This window comes from Maridesulfovibrio sp. (assembly GCF_965230075.1).
GTDB lineage: Bacteria > Desulfobacterota > Desulfovibrionia > Desulfovibrionales > Desulfovibrionaceae > Maridesulfovibrio.
This window is the reverse complement of record NZ_OZ245945.1, coordinates 2,381,520-2,398,662: the sequence shown is the minus strand read 5'-3', so window position 1 is coordinate 2,398,662 and position 17,143 is coordinate 2,381,520. Positions and strand designations below refer to the sequence as shown.

At 47.8% G+C, this 17,143-nt stretch carries 19 protein-coding genes; 18 read left to right on the top strand and 1 reads right to left on the bottom strand.

The features are described 5' to 3' along the window. Positions 1 to 13: 13 nt before the first annotated feature. The 12 genes from ACO05Z_RS10865 (at position 14) to ACO05Z_RS10810 (ending at position 11,276) form a co-directional block, all read left to right on the top strand. Positions 14 to 481 carry a phage regulatory CII family protein gene (locus tag ACO05Z_RS10865; RefSeq protein ID WP_421902204.1) on the top strand — a complete coding sequence of 156 codons (468 nt, stop codon included), beginning with the start codon at positions 14 to 16 and terminating at the stop codon, positions 479 to 481. A gap of 2 nt (positions 482 to 483) precedes the next feature. Beyond that, a complete protein-coding gene (locus ACO05Z_RS10860; RefSeq protein WP_421902203.1) occupies positions 484 to 2,850 on the top strand; it encodes a phage/plasmid primase, P4 family in 2,367 nt (788 codons plus the stop codon). 414 nt (positions 2,851 to 3,264) lie between these two features. Continuing rightward, positions 3,265 to 3,699, top strand: a complete 435-nt coding sequence (locus ACO05Z_RS10855) for a hypothetical protein (protein WP_421902202.1) — start codon at positions 3,265 to 3,267, stop codon at positions 3,697 to 3,699. A gap of 101 nt (positions 3,700 to 3,800) precedes the next feature. Further along, on the top strand, positions 3,801 to 4,358 hold the full coding sequence (locus ACO05Z_RS10850) for a hypothetical protein (protein ID WP_421902201.1): 558 nt from the start codon (positions 3,801 to 3,803) through the stop codon (positions 4,356 to 4,358). Next, complete coding sequence (locus ACO05Z_RS10845) at positions 4,348 to 6,309, top strand: terminase gpA endonuclease subunit (protein WP_421902200.1); 1,962 nt, start codon at positions 4,348 to 4,350, stop codon at positions 6,307 to 6,309. The genes ACO05Z_RS10850 and ACO05Z_RS10845 overlap by 11 nt, the downstream gene beginning before the upstream one ends. 1 nt (position 6,310) lies before the next feature. Further along, entirely contained in the window at positions 6,311 to 6,535 is a 225-nt protein-coding gene (locus ACO05Z_RS10840; protein WP_421902199.1) for a transcriptional regulator, read from the top strand. A gap of 103 nt (positions 6,536 to 6,638) precedes the next feature. Next, a complete protein-coding gene (locus ACO05Z_RS10835; protein ID WP_421902198.1) occupies positions 6,639 to 6,911 on the top strand; it encodes a hypothetical protein in 273 nt (90 codons plus the stop codon). A gap of 376 nt (positions 6,912 to 7,287) precedes the next feature. Next, positions 7,288 to 8,766, top strand: a complete 1,479-nt coding sequence (locus tag ACO05Z_RS10830; protein ID WP_421902197.1) for an Eco57I restriction-modification methylase domain-containing protein — start codon at positions 7,288 to 7,290, stop codon at positions 8,764 to 8,766. 17 nt (positions 8,767 to 8,783) lie between these two features. After that, complete coding sequence (locus ACO05Z_RS10825; protein WP_421902196.1) at positions 8,784 to 9,755, top strand: BsuBI/PstI family type II restriction endonuclease; 972 nt, start codon at positions 8,784 to 8,786, stop codon at positions 9,753 to 9,755. 121 nt (positions 9,756 to 9,876) lie between these two features. Then, positions 9,877 to 10,041, top strand: coding sequence for a hypothetical protein (locus tag ACO05Z_RS10820; RefSeq protein ID WP_421902195.1), 165 nt, complete (start codon positions 9,877 to 9,879; stop codon positions 10,039 to 10,041). Between the two features lie 79 nt (positions 10,042 to 10,120). Next, complete coding sequence (locus ACO05Z_RS10815) at positions 10,121 to 11,044, top strand: BRO family protein (RefSeq protein WP_421902194.1); 924 nt, start codon at positions 10,121 to 10,123, stop codon at positions 11,042 to 11,044. Then, positions 11,037 to 11,276 carry a hypothetical protein gene (locus ACO05Z_RS10810; RefSeq protein WP_421902193.1) on the top strand — a complete coding sequence of 80 codons (240 nt, stop codon included), beginning with the start codon at positions 11,037 to 11,039 and terminating at the stop codon, positions 11,274 to 11,276. Before ACO05Z_RS10815 ends, ACO05Z_RS10810 begins: the two co-directional genes overlap by 8 nt. A gap of 77 nt (positions 11,277 to 11,353) precedes the next feature. Here ACO05Z_RS10810 and ACO05Z_RS10805 read toward each other — a convergent pair whose 3' ends face one another. Further along, a complete protein-coding gene (locus ACO05Z_RS10805; protein WP_421902192.1) occupies positions 11,354 to 11,872 on the bottom strand; it encodes a hypothetical protein in 519 nt (172 codons plus the stop codon). A 177-nt stretch (positions 11,873 to 12,049) separates the two neighbouring features. Here ACO05Z_RS10805 and ACO05Z_RS10800 point away from each other — a divergent pair, with 177 nt between their 5' ends. From ACO05Z_RS10800 to ACO05Z_RS10775, 6 genes are read left to right on the top strand one after another with little or no spacing between them, the layout of a single operon-like run. After that, a complete protein-coding gene (locus ACO05Z_RS10800) occupies positions 12,050 to 12,253 on the top strand; it encodes a hypothetical protein (protein ID WP_421902191.1) in 204 nt (67 codons plus the stop codon). After that, entirely contained in the window at positions 12,250 to 13,713 is a 1,464-nt protein-coding gene (locus tag ACO05Z_RS10795; RefSeq protein WP_421902190.1) for a phage portal protein, read from the top strand. Before ACO05Z_RS10800 ends, ACO05Z_RS10795 begins: the two co-directional genes overlap by 4 nt. Then, on the top strand, positions 13,706 to 15,808 hold the full coding sequence (locus ACO05Z_RS10790) for a hypothetical protein (RefSeq protein WP_421902189.1): 2,103 nt from the start codon (positions 13,706 to 13,708) through the stop codon (positions 15,806 to 15,808). Before ACO05Z_RS10795 ends, ACO05Z_RS10790 begins: the two co-directional genes overlap by 8 nt. A 12-nt stretch (positions 15,809 to 15,820) precedes the next feature. Continuing rightward, positions 15,821 to 16,144: a DUF2190 family protein gene (locus ACO05Z_RS10785; RefSeq protein WP_421902188.1), complete on the top strand. Its 324-nt coding sequence runs from the start codon at positions 15,821 to 15,823 to the stop codon at positions 16,142 to 16,144. 58 nt (positions 16,145 to 16,202) lie between these two features. Then, positions 16,203 to 16,769 carry a phage holin family protein gene (locus ACO05Z_RS10780; RefSeq protein ID WP_421902187.1) on the top strand — a complete coding sequence of 189 codons (567 nt, stop codon included), beginning with the start codon at positions 16,203 to 16,205 and terminating at the stop codon, positions 16,767 to 16,769. Beyond that, complete coding sequence (locus ACO05Z_RS10775; protein WP_421902186.1) at positions 16,762 to 17,139, top strand: D-Ala-D-Ala carboxypeptidase family metallohydrolase; 378 nt, start codon at positions 16,762 to 16,764, stop codon at positions 17,137 to 17,139. The genes ACO05Z_RS10780 and ACO05Z_RS10775 overlap by 8 nt, the downstream gene beginning before the upstream one ends. Positions 17,140 to 17,143: the final 4 nt, after the last annotated feature.

Sequence of the window (17,143 nt, the reverse complement as noted above, 5' to 3'; positions counted from 1 at the left end):
CCGGAGGAACCACATGAAAGACGAACGCAAAAGCGTAGCCGTAGAAATCCAAAATATGGTGCTGCGACACCATAATATGTCGGTGGAAGTCATAACCGAACAGACCTTCGGTTCCACCAAAAGCCACTGGACCTTATACAAGGAACTGAACCCCGAAGATTCCACCGCGAAAATGGGTGTTCTGGACCTCGTGCCGCTTATGAAAACATGCGGATCAGTGGCCCCGCTTGAAGCCATTGCCCAGCAGATGAATATGGTTGTTGTCCCGCTTCCTGAAGCAGGCATTTTTTCGGACTCGCTGGAAGACGACATGAACCGCACCACTAAAGAATTCAGTGACGCGGTGGTCAAATTCGCCGCCATTATGGAAGACGGCAACGTAACGGCTCAAGAGTTCGCGGAGTTCGATAAAGAAATCATGGAACTGATTTCATCGGCTCTGTTCTGGCGCAACCGTATTAAATACCTTGTGAAGGGATAACGATGGGCTGGGCCGGAACACATCTTTCCGAAGATGAACGTAAGATCATTGCGCGTTCATTGTTTGAGGACGCAAAGGAAGAAGGGAAATGGCTGAACGGCAAATGCCCGTTTCATGCTGATGATAACCCATCCTTTGGCTACAATTTCGAAGAAGACTATTTCAATTGCCTTGCCGGGTGTACCGATTGCGGCGACCTGATCAAGCTTTATGGGCTGGTAAACGGTCTGCCGAATGATGAAGCCTTCAAGAGTTTCAAGGATAAATACGGGCAAGGCGTAAAGGATGCCCCCAAGCCCCGAAAGACCGTCCAGCAGAAGCGTAAGGAAGGGAAGGGCGGTAGTACTCCGGTAATCCCTGAAAGCGTGTGGGGCCGGATGGCTCTGTTGCCTGAAGATTGGTTTGAAGTGTTCAGGAAGGTGCGCGGCTGGTCGCCGGAAGTTATTAAGCGGCACGACCTGCGCATGCAGATGTGCTACCGAGATCGGGATGAAAATATCAGGCCCATTAACGGCGCGCCTATGCGCGTTGCTATCCCGATCCGGGACGCACAAGGCCAGCTTCGTAATATTCGGCTCTACCGCAAGCCCGGCACCAATCTTAAGAGTAAGATCATTTCATGGGGTAGGGGATACGGTAACGCCCGGTTGTTTCCTGCTCCGTCAATGATTGCCAAGTCTGGGCCGATAGTCCTGTGTGAAGGCGAACCGGACACGCTGTGCGGTGAATCCTTCGGTTTCGCGACTGCCACGCAAACATCTAAGACGGTTAAATGGTCACAAGAGCATTTAGAGCCGTTTGTGGGCCGTGACGTTATCCTTGCATATGATGCCGACCAGCCGGGGCAAGCCCATGCGGAAAAAGCTATCCGCGCCTTGCTTCCTGTGGTGCGTTCTCTGCGCATCATTGAGTGGCCCGACTTCATGGGCCGGGAGCCGGATGGAAGCTGGCCCGAAAAGGACGGTCACGACCTCACCGACTTCTTTATGAAGTTCGGCAAGACTGCAAAGGACTTTCAAGACCTTATCGCCACTGCGCGCAGGATTGAACCGCCCAAAGAGTTTGAAGTGGGTAGCGAATGGGCTTTCTTTTATGACGGCAAATTCAAGCCCCGCTTGCTTGCGGATCAGCTTCTACGTGATCAGCCTTTGCTTGCTGATGATATGACCGGGTTGCTGTATCGCTGGAACGCCAAATACTGGGAACAGATTTCACGCGGTACGCTTCAGCAGTCAGCTACGCATTACCTCGGCATTGAGGCCACAACCGCGCGTGTGAACGATGCAACGTCTTTGGCTATCAATCTTTCCAATCTTCCGCACGGGCGTGCGGTCAATGACCGTGATGAATGGGTATGCCTGCAAAACAGCATGCTCAACCTTAAGACGCTCGAGCTAAAACCACACGAACACGATTACTTTTCCACCATATGTCTGAACGTGTCTTTTAACCCGGATTCTGAAGCCCGCTGTGAGCGTTGGGAGAAGTTTCTAGAACAGACCGTCCAGACCCCGGAACCTATTGCCCAGCTTCAGGAATTCGCAGGCTTATGCCTTACCCGCGATACGCGCTTTGAAAAGTGCCTGTTGCTGCTTGGCCCCGGTTCGGATGGTAAATCGACACTCCTTAAAGTTCTGCGTGAACTTGTGTCCGCTGCTAACTGCTCGGCGGTGGCCTTTCAGGATTTGGAAGACCAGTTCCGCCGGGCCAGCCTCTATAACAAGTTGCTGAACATTTCCACGGAAATCGGATCGGCGGCAATGGAAACACCCATTTTTAAGGCCGTTGTTTCTGGTGATGCCATTCAGGGCGCATTCAAGCATAAGGACAGCTTTGAATTTACACCGTTCTGCAAGCTGGCCTTTGCCGCTAACAAGCTGCCCCGCGTTCTGGATAACACGGAGGGCTTTTTCCGGCGCATGCTGCCCATTGAGTTCAAGAAGCAGTTTCTTGAAGACGATCCTGACCGCAACCCGCACCTTTTTGAAGAACTCGTTGAGCATGAGCTTTCCGAAATCTTCCATTGGGCTTTGGTCGGTCTGCACCGTCTTTATGAGCAAGGCAAGTTCACCAGTTGTGACGAAACAAGGGAACTGCTCATGGACTACAGGCGGCTTAACAACCCTGTTCAGGCTTTCGTGGAAGATAAGTGTGAGCTTGAGGACGGCGCGAAGCAGTCTAAGGACTCGCTGTATAAGTCCTACCGCGAATACAGTTCCGAAAACGGCTATCAGGCCATGCATAAGGAAAACTTCTTCCGTGAGCTTTACGCGGCAGTGAAGACCTTGAAGGAAACCCGCCCGCGCATTGACGGCAAGCGTTGCCGCATGGTTGCAGGCATCAAAACCAGATTCGAGTTGAAAGCTTAATGACCTTCTTCACTGGCATAATCGGGAGTGGGGCGGTCTGTTCTGTTTCCCCCGCACCCCCTTCTAATGACCTGCGGCGTAGCCACGCCTTACCCGCTGGGCAAATCAATACTTATTCGGAATTTCTACTTCCCCCGGTGAAGTGGTTCCAGCGTATTGGTACCACCCGTCCCGCGTGTCAGAGCTTGGCAAAGCCCGTGAATACTGGCTCGGTCCACGATGGTACCAGCGGTCCACGGTGCAGGGCAAAAGAGGTTCATATGCGTGTGTGGGTGCGTGCGTACACGCGAGGCTTCCAGTATTTGGTTTTTAAGCTTGGTACATGGGACAGTTGGACAGAAAGAAAAAAGACTAATCTTCTCGGTGGTTTTTAGCGTTGGCTAACACGGGACAAACCTTGGAACCGGAACCAGTATGAACGCATTAGCAAAACTAAAAGACAAGTACAGGAAGTTAGAACCGGAAACTCCTTACAGTAAATTCAGGCGGTTATGCTTGAAGGAAGGTGTAATCCCGGTATCCGAGGATGAATTCAATCAGGATTGGCAGACCTATGAAGCCGGGCATGAGGCAATGAAGACCCTCGGTAATCTTCTGCGGGAACACCCCACGGGCTTCAAGCTTAAGCGGAACATGGTAGGTGAACTGGTTGTCATCATTGACGAAGCATGGGGCAAGGCAAACTTCGAAACCCTTTGGGAAATGTGGGGCTTGTATGAAAAAGCCGCGCCGCTTATCGCCTTGCTCCACATGGATCGGCTACCGCTGGTGGAAGATGAACCGCCGAAGCGGTTGGTTGAAGGGCGGTTGCCTTTGGGTCCTCCCCAGCGATCCATGAATCACGGGTAACGTGAGGTCCGAGTCTTTTGCACACGGAAAGTTTTGAAAAATATGCACACTGCACAAGCTGCATCAATCGTGTCACTCAATTTAATTCAGGTGCTACTTAAATGGTTGATAAATTTTACAAATCCATAAATCAGGCTTGGGAGCAATTCGGTAAAGTCCGCTGGCAGATTTCGCGCCGGACCTTCTTCAATTACGTGGGCAAGGGCAAGCAAGTACCGCCGCTGCACGGCAAATACTACGAAGACGATATTTCAGAGCTTGCCTTGCAACTTGGCTGGGTTCCCGTTGGGCAAGTTGCGGACGCGGATCAGCCGGACGATGAAGGTTTGACCGGGGATTCCGCAAAACGATTTCAGGAAGCCAAGGCCAAAGATAAGGAATTTGAAGCCGAACTTAAACGACTGAAATTAAATAAAGAATTAGGCAAGCTCATTGACCGGGAAAACGTGGAAATGATCATGGCCGGGAAAACCGCCGTGCTTGATACCGGGCTTCGCCAATTGTTTTTGATGAAAGCCCGCGACCTGATCTTTGCTGTAGATGGCAAGGTGGAGCGTGAAGACGCATTTATTCAGATGGTTAACGATGAACTGGACGCGCTCTTCAGCGAATTTGCCCGGACTGATGAAATAACCGTGGAGTTCTCAAGTGGAAGCTAGGGCGATAGTTAGAAAGCTGGTTGCTAATCCTGTCCCGGTTTCGGTGGATCGTTTTTCACTGCCGCAGGAAATGACCGGCACGAAATACACCTTCGAATTCAGCAAGGGCGAAAAGCAGATTCTGCGGAAGCGCAAAAAGACTGCCGTCAGCAAATGGGCCGAAGCCCACCGCATGCTTGTGCCGGAATCAAGCTCTTTGCCGGGACCGTGGCGCAATGACGTAACGCCGTATCTGGTGGATGTAATGGATAGCCTGTTTTTCAGCAGCGTTCAGACCGTCATAGTCTGCGCCGCTCCGCAGGTAGGTAAAACCGAAGTGCTGCTCAATGCGCTGGGCTATGCCGTGGACAGGGAGCCGGGGCCAGCGATGATTATTTACCCTGATAAACTCGCTGCTCAAGATGCAAGCCGTGACCGTATTCAGCCTCTATTTAAAGCTTCATCCCAGCTTTCACAATACCTTACGGGTTCCACCGATGATGAAGGCTCGCTCCGCATCAATTTGCGGCATATGCCTATTTACATGGGCTGGGCGCATTCAGCTTCCCGGCTGGCTTCCAAACCTGCCAAGTATATTTTGTATGATGAAGTGGACAAATACCCGACCACATCCAACAAAAAAGAAGCCGATCCGCAAAGCCTCGGTGAAAAGCGCGGGCGTACTTATCGCAACCGCAAGTTTCTGAAAATTTCATCACCCACCACGGAAAGCGGCCCGATCTGGGTGGCCCTGAATAATGAAGCTCAAGTGGTATTCGGCTACAAGGTGCGCTGTCCTATCTGCGGGCATGAGCATGAAATTGATTTCGACCAAATCAAGTACCCGGATCGTGAAGGCATGGACCCGTCCTTGTACGCTGAAACTGTCGAATCCGAAAAGCTGGCGGCATATGAATGCCCCAATATGGGCTGCAAGTGGGATGATGGAATCCGTGATAAAGCCGTAGGGCTTGGCGGCTGGTTCGACCGGGTAACGGGCATCGACATTAAAACCTACCTTAAAACCTATCGACCTAAGAAAATCGGGTTCCATATTCCTAGCTGGCTGTCGCGTTTCGTGTCGCTGTCCGAAGTTGCCGCCGCTTTCCTGCGTGGTCAGAAGTCCAGCTTGAACCCGGATTGGAAGGAAAAGTTAAAGGATTTCATGAACTCCCACAAAGCGGAACCGTGGGTGAACTATCAGCAGGAACGCAGTGAAGCAAAAATTCTGGCATTGAAAGATGATCGTCCGCGCCTGTTGGTTCCCGGCGGGGATGTGGTTTCTTGCATGACTGCCGCCATTGATACGCAGTCCGGGCGCGGTGGATATTTCCCCTATGAAATCCGGGCATGGGGCTACGGCATGATCAATGAATCGTGGTTGGTTGCTGATGGTGAGGTGGATAGCTTTGAAGCTCTCGCCGAAGTCCTTTGGGAGCGTGAGTACAAGGATTCGCAGGGCAACCCCTATCTTGTCCGGCTGGCCCTGATAGATGCAATGGGGCATCGCACCGACGAAGTTTATGATTTCTGCCGCATGAATCGGGGCCGCATTCTACCCATCAAGGGTGAACAGACTATGGCGCGCCCGTTTGCCTATACCCAGCTTGATACCTACCCCGGATCAAACAAGCCGATTCCCGGCGGGCTGAAGCTGTTGCGTCTGAATGTGACCCATTACAAGAATTCGCTTTCCAACCGTCTGGAAATCAACCCGGCTGATCCGGGCGCGTATCATCTGCATAGTGAAGTTTCAAATGCATGGGCGCGGGAAATGACCGCCGAATTCGTGAATGAAAAAGGCTTTTGGGAATGCCCCAAAGGAAGACCGAACCATGCATGGGATATTGCCGGATACAACTTAGCAGCCGCGGACCTGCTGAACGTGAAGTCCATTAAGAAGAAGGGCAGTGCCAAGCCTAAAAAGCAAGCCCCGAAAAGAACCACCAACCCTTACACCAACGGGAGATAAGATGTCAGCTAAGTTAATTGCTGCGGCACTGGCTAAAGCGAAGCAGGGCGTAACATACAGCCCCAAGGATGGCGCGGTATGCCCGTGGTGCGGGGCCGTGCGGATTCCGGTTACTTCATCGCCCAAGTGGGATGGGGGGATAAAGGTTCGGTATCATAAGTGTAAGGCTGAGGGGTGCTTGCTGGCTAAGATGAGGCAGGGGGTTAAGAGTATTCAGGGGGAATAAAAAACTTGTATTACTTGTTAACACAATGGTTTCATCGAATTATTTGTGATATAACCTGTCCTCTGTGAGGAAGTTCTATTTAACAATTTGGAGGTTGTTTATAATGTTTAAAAGAGCGATTGTAATCTTAACTTGTTGTATATTAATTGGTTCTGCTTCAGCTGCGTTAAGCCAAATGGGTAACACGAAAGATCCGGGAGGAACATATAATCCGGCTATTGATCGCCAAAATCAGCAAATCGACAGAGACACAATGAATATTACTGACAAACAAATTAACCAAGCCCCTAAAGATATGCAGGATCAGCTAAGAAAAGATAGGAATGATGCCACTAGGAGACAGACTGAACACATGATGCAGGGAACCATGAAATAGCTTCAATGGCATAAATAGCATGCTTTGCCTTAACCAAACTATATAGTATATATTTGCATACAGAAATAGAGTACTTCCTCGTGTTTTAAGCCCGCCTCACGGCGGGCTTTTCTTTTGCCTTTTTACTACTATCCTGTTCCGGTTACTTCATCGCCCAAGTGGGATGGGGGGATAAAGGTTCGGTATCATAAGTGTAAGGCTGAGGGGTGTTTGCTGGCTAAGATGGGGCAGGGGGTTAAGAGTATTCAGGGGGACGGGTAAAAATTAAGTAGGATATAAGCAGAATAAGAACAAGTGGAATGAGGACATAATAATGTTGATTTTGTTCCCGCGAAATCATATCTCAGCACTGACTATACTAATTTGAGGTACCAAAATGATAGATGAAATTGCAGCGATACAAAATGAATATTTATTAAGTAAACCTGAAACTAGACGTAAAGAATTAGGCCAATTTTTCACCGGAAGTATTATTGCTGACTACATGGCCTCTATGATCCAAATCCAATCTAGTAGCTCTGTTCGGCTACTTGATGCGGGGGCAGGAGCAGGGATTTTAACTGTTGCCGCAGCTCTTCACTGTTTGAGTATGGGGTGTAAGTCCGTTCATGCAGTATTATACGATATTGATAAAGAGACATTGCCGTTACTCAATAATAATATGAAAAAAACTGTGTGTGAATTTGTTAACGCAGAAGCAACATTTACATATGAAATACGGAATGAAGATTTTATTTTAGCAAGACCGGATAAAAAAGATGAAAAATATCACGTAGCATCAATTAATCCTCCGTATTTTAAATATAACTCTAAGACTTCTCCATATGCAAATGCAACAGATGATCTGTATAAAGGGAATCCAAATATTTATGCATCTTTTATGGCAGTTGTTTCTGGCTGTCTTCATCAAGATGGTCAGATGATAGCTATTGTTCCAAGAAGCTTTACCAATGGATTATACTTTAAAGGCTTTAGACAATATATGAACATGAAAATGAGCCTTGAAAAAATACACATCTTTAGATCTCGCAACAAGGTTTTCAAAGAACTTGCAGTATTGCAAGAGCATATTATTTGTTCATATTATAAAAGAGAACAAAGCAAAAATATACAAATTTTTACATCAAATGGACATGCTGACATTGATAATTCTGAAATTCAGACTTATTTATCAAGACAAATAATTGATTTTTCAAATGACCATGAATTTATACGAATTCCTGAATCACTAGAAGATGCCGAAATATTAAGACGTGTTGAAAGCTGGACTCAAAGGTTTAGTGATAGTTGTTATTTCATATCGACAGGTCCAGTTGTGGAATTTCGGACGAGAGAATTTATTACAGGGCCAGAAAACACAGAAGATTCAGTTCCTTTACTAAGAATGCATAACGTTAAGTCTTTTAAGACAGAATGGACAGGTTTAAAAAAGAAAGATGCACGTTTTCTACTTACAGAAAACCACAACAAACACACATTGCCTAATAGTCCTTATGTTATTTTGAAGCGGTTTAGTTCAAAAGATGAAAAAAGGCGTTTAGTTGCAGGTGTGCACGATCCTAAGAAAGTAAAGGGTGGGCGAATTGCTATAGAAAACCATTTGAATTATATTTCTTGCAATGATGGTAGCTTGTCCCTAACTGAGGCATATGGTTTGGCTTTGTTTTTTAATTCTACATTGATAGATCGATATTTTAGGTGTATATCCGGCAATACTCAAGTTAACGCAACTGAAATTCGTATGCTCAAAATTCCATCTGTAGATATTCTTAAATTAATGGGGCAAGCGTATATTAAGGGTTGTGTTGAAACACAAGATGATGTTGATGAGGTTGTCGAAGAATATCTGCAATAATTTTTTAGGTGTTTTTTATGAGCAAAAGAGAAGAAAAGCTTGTTCAGGCAAAAGAAATATTGATGGCCCTTGGAATGCCACCTGCACAATTCAATGATAGATCTGCATGGGTATTTCTTGCTCTTGCCAACATACGGCCTAATGACAACTGGAGCAATGTTCAAGCCCCATTATTAAGAACTGTTGAAATCATGGAATTCATTCGTGATGAATACGGAATGGACTATAAACCTAATTCCAGAGAGACGATAAGACGTCAAACTCTTCATCAATTCGAGCAGGCTCGTATAGTGGATCGAAATAGAGATGATCCGTCGCGAGCAACGAATAGTGCATACAACAATTATTCTCTGAATGCTCCGATTGTTAACATTTTGAAAGATTTTCCAAATGGTAGGTGGTTAAATAAGATTAATCAGTACAAAAATCAATTGAACAATTTACAGGAAATGTATCAGCGAAAACTAGAATTAAATAAAATTCCTGTGTTGCTACCAAATGGTGATCAAATTAGCTTGTCTCCAGGAAGACACAATCAATTACATGCTGATATAATTCATCAATTTTGTCCTCGCTTTATAGGTGCTGGCGGTGTTGTCTTGTATGTTGGGGATACAGCCAGTAGCAGAAATGAAGGGGGGAAACTAATGTATTTGCAGGGGGAATACCTGCAGCAGTTGGGCGTTCCTCCTATGTCTCATGAAAAACTGCCCGATGTGGTAGTATATGATCAACAAAGACAGTGGTTATTTTTAATTGAGGCAGTAACTAGTCACGGTCCTGTTTCTCCGAAGCGTTGGTATGAGTTAGAGCAAGCTTTAGTCGGATGTAGAGTCGGACGTGTGTATGTAACTGCTTTTCCTGATGTTGTTGAATTTAGAAGAAATGCAGCTGATATTGCATGGGAAACAGAGGTTTGGATTGCAGATAAGCCTGACCATATGATCCATTTCAATGGAGATCGTTTTTTAGGGCCACATAACCCATAGTTTTAAACATTTTTTGAGATTACCCCAGCCCTTCCCCGGAAAGGCTGGGGTTTTAAATTTTCAACCCACAAATATAGCTTTGCGCTTGACTATCACTCTGTAGGTTTGTACGTATGAAGTTATGGAAGGTAAACTAAAGTCAATCACAATCAAAGTGGATGAGGAAACGCACAGGAAGTACAAGGTGTACTTGGCTGAAACCGGATTAACCTTCAAAGATATTTTTAATGGAGAGATGGAGCGAAGAATAGCCGAAGCTAAAAAGCAGAAAAAAGAAGAAAAGTAGACCAAATTAAAACGGCCCGGAACGGTGCGCCAACACCAGAACCGAGCCTAACCATAAACAACCTTTCGAGGAGGTTGCCATGGCTGGAAAGAACGTAGCCAATTCACCCACTTCTGACAACAGTTCAGTTGTTTCTTTCGTATTTGATTCAAACGAAATCAGAACCATTCATGACCAGAATGGCAATACTTGGTTTGTTGCCAACGATGTTGCTGTCACCCTGGGGTATAAATATCCCGCTGATGCTATCCGCATGCATTGCAAAGGGGTCGACAAAATATCGACCCCTACGAAGGGCGGCATGCAGACGGTCAAAATCATCCCCGAACCAGACCTCTACCGCCTAATCATAAAATCCAAACTCCCAGCAGCCGAACGATTCGAAAAATGGGTATTTGAAGAAGTCCTCCCCGCGATCCGCCAGCACGGTAGCTATGAATTGCAACGGCAGGAAGAATCAAACATCTACATCGGCAAAATCGAATCAGAACACCCGCTCTGGTATAGCCACATTACCATATTCGTAGATAGCGAGTGCAGCAATGATCCTAACGGCGTAATCTCCAAGGATGAAATTTACACCCACTATTGCAATTTTTGCACGCGCAATAAGATTTCCCCGGTCCACCGCGCCCGGTTCTTCACTGCGCTATACTGCCTAGTAACCTACATCCGCGAAACCCGCCCAAGGGTAGGGGAGAAGCGGCCCCGGTTGCTGGCTAATATCTCCGTAGCACCGCAAACATCCGAAGTACCCAAGCGGCTAACGCCCCGTGCCGCTTCACCACAGCCAGCACAAAAAGTTTCGGCTGATCCGGCGCAAGCAATGGTGCCGGAAGTGTATGGTCATAGCTCACCGAAACAGCACATAGCCACGGCAAAAGAACTAATGATCAAAAACTTGGATCACATGCCAAGGGCAGAACGGCAGGCAATGTTAATGGCGTATGATGCCTTGATTGAGGCTGAACAGGGTTTGAATGGGGAGGTGGGCCATGAGTAGCGATGAACTTTGCCACCATGTTTCGGATATGATGTCGGCGGCGTGTTCCCTTGAATATTTGCAGGAAAAGTTTGAAGACGAACAACGCTATGGCGAAGCTTTCATAATTGGTCTAATAAAGAAAACCGTTTCAGAAGGGGCCGAAGCTTTCAGCATGTATGAAACGCAATTGCAGGTTAAGAAAGCCCGGAAGGGGAAGCCTGCGGCGGTTTTGGAGTTAGTGCGGGAGTGATGGAGTTTTGGAAAGTAAAAGCCCCGCTTTAGCGGGGCTTTTACTTTATTAATTCTATTTCGCGTTAACTGTTTGTCTTACGTATTCTTCATCATCACTGTACTAATTCCTGAATATAATCCAAAAATACCTGCAACAATCTTTAGAAAAATAGAACTGGTAAACTTTGACACTACTGCCACAAAAAATATTGCAGAACCAATACCAAAAACTAGGGTTTGGATAATTTCTACAGCCATCTCTGTCGTTTCTGAGATAGAGTTAAACTTTTCCACTCCAACTCTTTTAATTAATATTTTGTCAAAGCCAAAACTTAAAGCTACGCTAATACACATAAACACAACGGGGGTCACCAAAACATAATAAAATGAATTTGCATTAACATATGCCGAATTAAATTTCATGACATAACTATTCAATACATGTTCGATCGAATTTCGAGCACTATCACTATAAAATAAATCTACAAATATCTCTTTAAGCAGTACAAATGAATTAGATATGGGTTGATTTAAAAACAAACAACACCCCAGCAAAACACCGTATATACTCATGGGGAAAAAAATAATATGAAAGAAAACTCTTTTCTTAGCCATTCCTGCATCCTCTCTCTTCTAAATAAACTGACAGCACTATATTAACGTGAAGACTATTTATCTACCCGTTTATTGTCCAGTAAATTTTACTCCCCAGTAAACAACCCCATTCCAAACAAACCACCTCAATTGTTATTGTTCGCCCTGTAGGTAAACAGTAATAATTGAGGTTTTTTCATGCTCCAGAAACAACTGGACTCTGTAAATAAGGTGATTGCCGATATTGAAGACGGCGCACAGTCCTATACCTTGAATGGTCGGACTCTCACCCGTGCTTCTTTAGGCAGGCTTTATGACCAGCGCGATAAGTTGGAAATGCGTATCGCCATTGTAAAAAATGGCGGTAGGGGCTTTAAAGCCAAGTACAGGGGCCGTTCATGAACCTGTATGAAGGCTGGACTTCTTTTGTTGCCCAGTGTGTCGGGGCTATTTCTCCGCAGATGGCTACCAACTGGGTTAAAAGCCGTATGCAGCTTTCCGCATACACTGCGGCTACTAATCGTGGCCCTAATGCGGGCTGGCGGCCCACTAACCGCAGTGCTGATAACCTTTCCCGGCACGAACATGCCTTAATTGTTTCCCGTGCGCGTGATCTGGTTCGCAACTCCACCCATGTTTCCGGCGCGCTTGAGCGCATAGCGAATAACGTTATCTATACCGGAATCAAGCCGCAGGCCGCGCGCCTGACCGATTCCGGTGATCTGGATCACGGTTTCAACCGTAAGCTGGAACAACATTTTAAGGATTGGGCCGAAGCTGATGAAGTCGGCTTTGATGATATTCAGCGGCTTATCCTGAATCACCTCTGGCAGGATGGAGAATGCCTTCTCCGCTTCTATCCTGACCCCGACTTGATGAAACAGGGCCTTGCACCTTTGGGTGTGGAACTTCTGGAATGTGACCACCTTGATTCTTCGGTCGATGGCCTGCGCGAAAATGGAAACTTCGCTATCCGTGGCGTTGAGTTCAACCGCAAAGGTCACGCAGTAGCCTATCATCTATTCAGTGAACATCCCGGTGATATGCGCCGTTTAATGAGTCGTGAATCCGTGCGGGTTCCGGCTATGTGGGTGCGTCATATTTTCTTGCCGAAACGCGCCAGCCAGCACAGGGGTATATCTTGGATGGCCCCGGTCATTATGGAAATGAGGGACTTCAGCGAATTTCAGGATTCGCACCGCATTGTTGCCCGGCTCATGGCTGCTTTCGGCTTCTTCGTGGAAACTCCTTATCCCGAACTTCAAAACCCGCTGGGTCTTGATGATTCCGACATGCCGGAAAGACCGGAAGCCTTCATTCCCGATTACGTGGAACCGGGACAGGTCGTAACCCTGCCTTCCGGCTCCAAGGTCAATGAAGCCCAGTTCAACCACCCCGGCGCAACCTATGAACCGTATGTGAAAACCAGCCTACGCGGTTCTTCCACTGGCTTCGGCATGTCTTACGAAGCCTTTTCCAATGACTATTCAGACGCTTCTTTCGCGTCCGCCCGATCCGCAACCCTTGAGGAACGGCGCGGCTACCGTGTGCAGCAGATGCTTATGGGCCGCAAAGCCATAATACCCACATGGCACATGTTCGCCCGCATGCTCTGGTTAAGCCGTCTTGAACCATCCATGACCGGCCCGCGTGTCCCGGTTGGTTGTCAGTACCCCGGCTGGCCTTGGGTTGATCCCACTAAAGACGCAAATGCAGCGGAAAAGATGCTCGGCATGGGCTGCACCACCCGCCGCAAAATCTGCGCGGAACGTGGCGAAGATTACGATGAAGTAGTGGATCAACTCACCCGCGAAAACGCGGACCTCAAGAAACGGGGAATACTGGGAGCAAACAATGCTTAAACAATTTCCTGCCAATCTTTCCGCGAAAGCACAGGAACCGCTTCAGCTTACAGCCGATTTGAAACTCAGCGAAGCCGAAGAAGGTAAAGCCCGCCGCTTTCGCATTGTCGGATACACCGGAGCAGTTATTCAGCGGTATTTCCGCTTTGTCATTGATCTTACCGGAATCCGTTCTGAAGAAGTCATGCCCATTCTTGAAGAGCATGAAGTCAAAAAGAAAGTAGGGCTTGCGGATTCCAGCAAGCTCGAAAAGGAAGGCTTTGTCCTTGAAGGCTCCTTTGTAGATACGGACGAAGCCAACGAGATTATCCGTCTTTCGGATCAGGGCTGGCCCTATCAGGCTTCCATAGGTGTCTGGCCTGAAGCAATTGAAGAAGTGAAATCCGGCGCGACTGTAACCGTTAACGGCATGGAGCTGACCGGACCTTTATATGTGTGGCGCAAATCCTTTGTGCGCGAGACTTCCTTCTGCGTCCTTGGCGCGGATGGAAAAACCGGGGCTGTAGCAATGACAGAACAGCCTGAACCTAAACCGGAGGACTCAGTCATGAAAACATGGTTGAAAGCTTTCCTGCGGGCTAATGGCCTTGAAGATATTACTGAGGACTCAGCCCGCACCCACCTGAAACAGATGGGGCTTGATTATGAAGCCCTGAACGCTCATGAAAATGCCCCGGCATGGATGAGTAGCGGCGGTTCCACTCCTACACCTGCCCAGCAGCCCGCACAGCAGGCCCCGGTTCAGGCTACCGCAGGAACCGAACCCAAACAGCCGGAACAGGTAGACCCGCAAAAGGTCGCTCTTGCTGAACGTGAACGCATGCAGTTCATTGACCAGCAGGCCGTAATGTTCGGCTTGTCCGATGACTTCAAACAGGGCTTGATTAATGGGGGCTTGCCCGTGGAAAAACTGAATGGCCTTATCCTTGAAGAACTCAGCGTTCAGCCTGAACACCAGCCCCTTAAAGGCACCGGATATATAGTAGGTGGACTTACCGAAGGCCAAAAGCTTCATGATGCTATGGTTTCCGGCATGCTTTTCCGCGCTGGCGTGAAAGAAGATAAGCCCGCACCGGGCTATGAAGATTTCCGCGTAATGCGTCTGACCGATCTGGCCCGCGATATTCTGGAAAGGGGAGGGGTAAGCACCCGTGGCATGTCGCACAACCAGCTTTCTAAGAAAATTCTGCGGCCCATGTCCCTTTCTGCGTCCACCAGTGACTTCCCTTCCATCTTCGCTGCTATCACCAATAAGGTTTTGCAGAAGGCATACGCAGAAGCCCCGGCTACATGGAAGCCGTGGGTAAATATCGTTCCTGTATCTGATTTCAGGGAAATCCACGGTATCAGTCTTTCCGAAGCTCCTGATCTGGAATTGTTGGATGAACACGGCGAATACAAAACCGGATCATTCGGCGATTCCATGGAAAGCTACCGCATTGCCCGTTACGGCAAAAATGTGAAGCTTACCCGTGAAATGATGATCAACGATGATCTGCGTGCCTTCCTGCGTATCCCCCAGCTTTTCGGTAATGCTTCGGCCCGTAAGGTTGCAGACATTGTTTATGATCTGCTGCTTTCCAATCCCAAGATGAGCGATGGCATTCCGCTTTTTGATACCAGACACAAGAATATCGAAACTGAAGCTGATTTTAAGAAGCATGTTTGCAGCGATACCTTGAAGTCTGGTCGCAAAAGAATGCGCCTTCAGAAAGGCCCCAAGGGTGCAAAGCTCGACTTACGTCCGCGCTTCCTGCTCGTTCCTGTCGAACAGGAAACCGATGCTGAAGTACTGATCCGCTCTACAGCTCTTCCTGATGAAAACAAGTCTTCCGGTGTCCACAACCCGTGGGCTGGAAAGCTTATTCCCATCGCCGAACCTCGCCTTGATGATAAAGACTCCGATGCCCATTACCTGATTGCAGACCCCAAACAGGTGGACGGTATTGAAGTGGCTTTCCTTGACGGCATTGAAGAGCCTTTCGTGGATGAAGAACCCGACTTCGATTCTGACGGCCTGAAAATCAAGGTCCGTCTTGAAGCTGGTGCTGGCGTAATGGATCATCGCGCTTTCCAGAAGAACCCCGGCAAATAAGGAGCATTAAGCATGGCACTTAATCACATTCAGAAAGGCAACCACATGACGTGGACCAACAACACCGGGGCCGATGTTGAATCCGGTTCCGCTGTTCCCGTTGGTGCCAGAATCGGCGTTGCCCTCGTTGATATTCCCAATGGCGAAACAGGTGAACTCGCAATGGGTGAAGTTTGGGAACTCCCTAACGCTGGTGTTGAAATCCTTCAGGGTGCCACCGTTTACCTTGATGGAAACAAAGAAATCACCACCGTTGCGGAAAACAACCTTCAGGCTGGTTTTGCCTTCGCTGCTGCGGCTTCTGATGAATCCGTCCGGGTGAAAATCAACGCATAACACAAACTGGTCCGGCATCGGTGATCCGGTTCCGGGCCAGCATGGGAATCAAGAAAGCATGTTTCAGCTTTTTGACAACATCACAATCAAGACCATTTGCTCAGTGCTTTGCACCTGCGTTTCATGGCTGATAGGCGGCTATGACATGGCTCTTGCGGCTGTTCTGGTTCTCATGTGTGCGGATTTTATTTTGGGACTGTCCATAGCCTTGTGTGTCGGAACCTACCGCCGCAACAAGTTTCTTTACGGCTGTGCCAAATTCTTCATTTATGCCGTGGTTATAGCCATTTCTAACATGGTGGATGTGACCATTGTTGAAGGTGATTTTCCTTCAGTCTTGGCAAAATTCCGCGAATTCGCGGTCTTCTTTCTGGCTGCTACCGAATTCATATCCATTTCCAATCACCTTAAAAAATTCGGAATATCATTTGTTCCGAAGCGTTTGATTGAACGTCTTGAAAACTTCCGGGACGGATACGACCCGTTAACCGGACGTATGGATTACGGGCATGGATTCAGCACCCACCACAATTATCCCGGCGTTCATCGTCCCGTGGGCGGCAATAGGACTACGCCGGGAACATCCATCAATCAAAATGTAAACGAGGAAGATATTTATGGTTAAGTCAAAATTCTTTTCTCAGGAAACAGACCCCCACCTTGCTTGTGAATGCTGCGGAGTCTGCGACCTTGCCCCCGGCCTGCTTGAACAGTTGGACGTGGCCCGCTCTCTGGCTGGTGTTCCGTTCGCAATCACCAGCGGTTTCAGGTGTGCAGAACACAACGCCGCTATCGGTAGCAAACCGACATCTTCACATGTGCGCGGTTATGCCGTGGATATTGCAGCCACAAGCGGCCCTGAACGTTCCGCAATCCTCAAGGGCCTTATCATGGCTGGTTTTGAGCGTATCGGCATCGCAAAGTCTTTTATCCATGTGGATATTGACCCCGAAAAGCTGGAAAGCATGGGGCCTGTAACTTGGGTCTATTCCTAAGAGG

Bases quoted from the DNA above. Each gene is read 5' to 3' on its own strand.
- ACO05Z_RS10865 (WP_421902204.1), top strand. From the start codon at position 14: ATGAAAGACGAACGCAAAAGCGTAGCCGTAGAAATCCAAAATATGGTG.
- ACO05Z_RS10860 (WP_421902203.1), top strand. From the start codon at position 484: ATGGGCTGGGCCGGAACACATCTTTCCGAAGATGAACGTAAGATCATT.
- ACO05Z_RS10855 (WP_421902202.1), top strand. From the start codon at position 3,265: ATGAACGCATTAGCAAAACTAAAAGACAAGTACAGGAAGTTAGAACCG.
- ACO05Z_RS10850 (WP_421902201.1), top strand. From the start codon at position 3,801: ATGGTTGATAAATTTTACAAATCCATAAATCAGGCTTGGGAGCAATTC.
- ACO05Z_RS10840 (WP_421902199.1), top strand. From the start codon at position 6,311: ATGTCAGCTAAGTTAATTGCTGCGGCACTGGCTAAAGCGAAGCAGGGC.
- ACO05Z_RS10835 (WP_421902198.1), top strand. From the start codon at position 6,639: ATGTTTAAAAGAGCGATTGTAATCTTAACTTGTTGTATATTAATTGGT.
- ACO05Z_RS10830 (WP_421902197.1), top strand. From the start codon at position 7,288: ATGATAGATGAAATTGCAGCGATACAAAATGAATATTTATTAAGTAAA.
- ACO05Z_RS10825 (WP_421902196.1), top strand. From the start codon at position 8,784: ATGAGCAAAAGAGAAGAAAAGCTTGTTCAGGCAAAAGAAATATTGATG.
- ACO05Z_RS10820 (WP_421902195.1), top strand. From the start codon at position 9,877: ATGGAAGGTAAACTAAAGTCAATCACAATCAAAGTGGATGAGGAAACG.
- ACO05Z_RS10815 (WP_421902194.1), top strand. From the start codon at position 10,121: ATGGCTGGAAAGAACGTAGCCAATTCACCCACTTCTGACAACAGTTCA.
- ACO05Z_RS10810 (WP_421902193.1), top strand. From the start codon at position 11,037: ATGAGTAGCGATGAACTTTGCCACCATGTTTCGGATATGATGTCGGCG.
- ACO05Z_RS10805 (WP_421902192.1), bottom strand. From the start codon at position 11,872: ATGGCTAAGAAAAGAGTTTTCTTTCATATTATTTTTTTCCCCATGAGT.
- ACO05Z_RS10800 (WP_421902191.1), top strand. From the start codon at position 12,050: ATGCTCCAGAAACAACTGGACTCTGTAAATAAGGTGATTGCCGATATT.
- ACO05Z_RS10795 (WP_421902190.1), top strand. From the start codon at position 12,250: ATGAACCTGTATGAAGGCTGGACTTCTTTTGTTGCCCAGTGTGTCGGG.
- ACO05Z_RS10790 (WP_421902189.1), top strand. From the start codon at position 13,706: ATGCTTAAACAATTTCCTGCCAATCTTTCCGCGAAAGCACAGGAACCG.
- ACO05Z_RS10785 (WP_421902188.1), top strand. From the start codon at position 15,821: ATGGCACTTAATCACATTCAGAAAGGCAACCACATGACGTGGACCAAC.
- ACO05Z_RS10780 (WP_421902187.1), top strand. From the start codon at position 16,203: ATGTTTCAGCTTTTTGACAACATCACAATCAAGACCATTTGCTCAGTG.
- ACO05Z_RS10775 (WP_421902186.1), top strand. From the start codon at position 16,762: ATGGTTAAGTCAAAATTCTTTTCTCAGGAAACAGACCCCCACCTTGCT.